Genomic DNA, 2684 nt, shown 5'->3' on the forward strand with positions numbered 1-2684 from the left:
CGCAGCCTGCGTGTGTCTGAGCTAAGGCGTATATCTACGAATCTGCTCGTGCCGTGCCTGTGGTTTCGGCGGCCTCTGCAGCACGTGAGGAGGCTTTTCTCAGCTCTCGGAGGCCGGTCCCATATGCCAAGATGCAGAGCGCTCCTGCTCCTGTGTAGAAGACCAACTGAGCAGCATGGGTAAGAACAGCATATGAAGCAGCGGGCGCCTCAGGCATCCCGTAGAGCACACCCAATGCAAGAATCGTAATATAGTGGAAGGATCCGAGTCCGCCCGGTGCGGGGACGAGAAGGCCGAGTGCTCCGATAGCCATGAGCGCCCACGCATCCGCAAGTCCGATGCCGTAGGGCGCGGCGATGTGCAGCATCCGAAACGGGATATAGGCCATCAGCAGGTACCCCCCCCACATCCCAAGGGTTGTGGCGACCAGGGCCCACGGGTGTTTCGTTCTACGCAGGGTGTCGATGCCATCCCAGAAGTGATGCAGCACCGGTCGAACGACCAATCGGTACCAGGCGCGCGTTCGCCGGGTCGCATTGGGAAACAGCCAGGCCCCTATCATGGCGAGTAGCGCTGCGAAAACGGCGACGAGCGCTCCCCAAAACGCAAGATCTCCCATCCATGGGGGCAGCTGAACCGGCGCCGCATCGAGGAATTCGCCGATCCGTCCCCGTACGTACCAGAGCCCCGTAATGAGCGCCACCGCCAGCACGGCGGTGTCGAGCATCCGCTCTACCACGACGGTACCAAACACACTGCTGAACCGCAGGTGCTCCTTAAGCGCCAGGTGCCCCGTGCGTGCAAACTCACCGGCACGGGGGGCCACATAGTTGGCCATATATCCGATCATCGTAGACGCAAACGCGGTCATGAACCCGATCTGCTTCGGGTCGGCCTCTATAGAGCGGTGGGCACGGTCGGGCAACATACGAAGAAGCAGCTGCCAGCGAATCACTCGCAGCACGTTGCTCCCCAGTACCAGCGCCGTTAGCGGTACCAGCCACCAGTAGTTTGCGTGGCGAAACGCGTCGACCAGCGCCTCCCATTGGATTCCGCGAAACGCCAGGTAGAGCAGCGCAGCCGCCAGCACCATGCCCCCCCCGTTGAAAAGCCACGTGCGCAAGCGTTGCGTAGTCATATGGTGATAACAGATATAGAAGGAGCCAAACAGAGCAGATCCCGTGGAGCGGATCCTGTGGAGTGGGTATGCCCAAACATACGCTACCGATCTTCGCGCAGGTCAACGACCTCGGCGTGCTCAGGCGGGTCGAACGCGAACAGCTCTTCAGACATCTCAGGGTTGAGCACGATCTCGCTCAGCTCAATGCGGATATGCGTACCGCTAAAGTCGGTGAGTTCCAGCGCTGTGATCGTCGTATCGTTAGGGCGCACCCACAGAATGAGTGTCTCGTACTCGGCCTGTGGATCTTCAGCTTGCAGCGTCAGGCGAACGCGGCCGTCGCTGACTTCTTCGCTCGCTTCCAGCCGGAATGCATCGCTGAAGCGCGAGAACAGGGTGGTGGGCGTTGCCAGATCCGGGTCTTGCTCGCCAGGTTCTGATATGATGACTTGCCCGCGCACCCGGTTGTAGACCCACGTCGTTGCCTCGTTAGACACAACCGTTTGACCGCTTCCCTCCACCCGAAATGCGTTTGGTGTTGCATACAGCATGCCGCTGCGCTCCATGCTCCCATCGTCGATAGGCGAATCGACTGACTGCTGATACTGCGCTTGCAGTCCGCTCAAGGCTGCATAACGATCCTGCACCCGAGTCAGCCAGTCTTCGTCGGCTGTCTGTGCATGAGCCATCGGTGCGCTGCACCAGAGCACAGCAATCGCAAGGAAAATAGATAATCTCATGATCGTGGAAAGCTTGTAATACACAGAACGCGCGTATCCCTTCGGGCGCGTTCCTATTAGAACGAAGACGTATGTGGCTTATCTCAGATTGCCTCAACGTAGGGGCATTTTAACGCAGAGCCCGCCGTAACTCGTATTGGGACGCTTTGCATGCCAGGCGTGCCGGGTCAATCCCGTACAGCCTGCGTGTTTGGCGATTGGGTTGTGCTTTGGTATATTGGCGGATGCGTACGGGGTTGCTCGCTCCTACGCAGTTTCAGCAGCGGTTCGCAGACGCGCACACGAAACGCAAGGCCCCGCCACCGAGACGTAGACCGCTCTTCCCTTCAATTGATCACGCAGATAACCATGGTTCGCATTACCGCCACCTACGAAGGCAGACTCCGATGCTCCGCCATCCACGGCCCGTCGGGCGATACAATCACAACGGATGCCCCGGTCGACAACCATGGACGCGGGGCGGCATTTTCACCGACCGACCTTGTTGCTACCGGACTCGGCACGTGTGTAGCCACGATAATGGGCATTGCAGCCGATCGCCTGGAGGTTGACCTTAGCGGGATGCATGTCGACATCGCCAAAGAGATGACAAGCAATCCGCGTCGTATTGATCGGCTTCAGGTAGAGGTGTATCTGCCTCGCTCGTACGACGATGATACGTTTAAGCAGCTGAAACGAGCCGCGTACGGATGCCCGGTGCAGGAAAGTCTGCATCCGAGCGTCACCGTCGATCTCACGGTTTACAACCGGGCGTCGGAGTAAGCCGGAAGCGCAGCACAGAAACGGTGGTGCAACCCCTATAATCAGTGGTGCAACCCCTATAA

Annotated in this window: 3 protein-coding genes; 1 reads left to right on the forward strand and 2 read right to left on the reverse strand. The window is 59.0% G+C overall.

All coding sequences use genetic code 11. The annotated features are described in order from the left end of the window. Nucleotides 1-34: 34 nt before the first annotated feature. Both PPP56_RS02690 and PPP56_RS02695 read right to left on the reverse strand, forming a co-directional pair. Complete coding sequence (locus tag PPP56_RS02690; protein WP_353562492.1) at nucleotides 35-1138, reverse strand: lysylphosphatidylglycerol synthase transmembrane domain-containing protein; 1104 nt, start codon at nucleotides 1136-1138, stop codon at nucleotides 35-37. Between the two features lie 83 nt (nucleotides 1139-1221). Further along, the gene (locus PPP56_RS02695; RefSeq protein WP_353562493.1) at nucleotides 1222-1860 is read right to left on the reverse strand and encodes a LolA family protein; all 639 of its coding nucleotides are present in this window, start codon (nucleotides 1858-1860) and stop codon (nucleotides 1222-1224) included. 348 nt (nucleotides 1861-2208) lie between these two features. On the opposite strand from PPP56_RS02695, the gene PPP56_RS02700 reads away from it, so the two are divergent. Then, nucleotides 2209-2622 carry an OsmC family protein gene (locus PPP56_RS02700; protein WP_353562494.1) on the forward strand — a complete coding sequence of 138 codons (414 nt, stop codon included), beginning with the start codon at nucleotides 2209-2211 and terminating at the stop codon, nucleotides 2620-2622. The last annotated feature ends 62 nt before the right edge of the window (nucleotides 2623-2684 follow it).

It is taken from the genome of Longimonas sp. (genome assembly GCF_040409695.1).
In the GTDB taxonomy this organism is placed as follows: domain Bacteria; phylum Bacteroidota; class Rhodothermia; order Rhodothermales; family Salinibacteraceae; genus Longimonas.

Coding starts and splice junctions, on each gene's coding strand:
- PPP56_RS02690 (WP_353562492.1), bottom strand. CDS start 1,138: ATGACTACGCAACGCTTGCGCACGTGGCTTTTCAACGGGGGGGGCATG.
- PPP56_RS02695 (WP_353562493.1), bottom strand. CDS start 1,860: ATGAGATTATCTATTTTCCTTGCGATTGCTGTGCTCTGGTGCAGCGCA.
- PPP56_RS02700 (WP_353562494.1), top strand. CDS start 2,209: ATGGTTCGCATTACCGCCACCTACGAAGGCAGACTCCGATGCTCCGCC.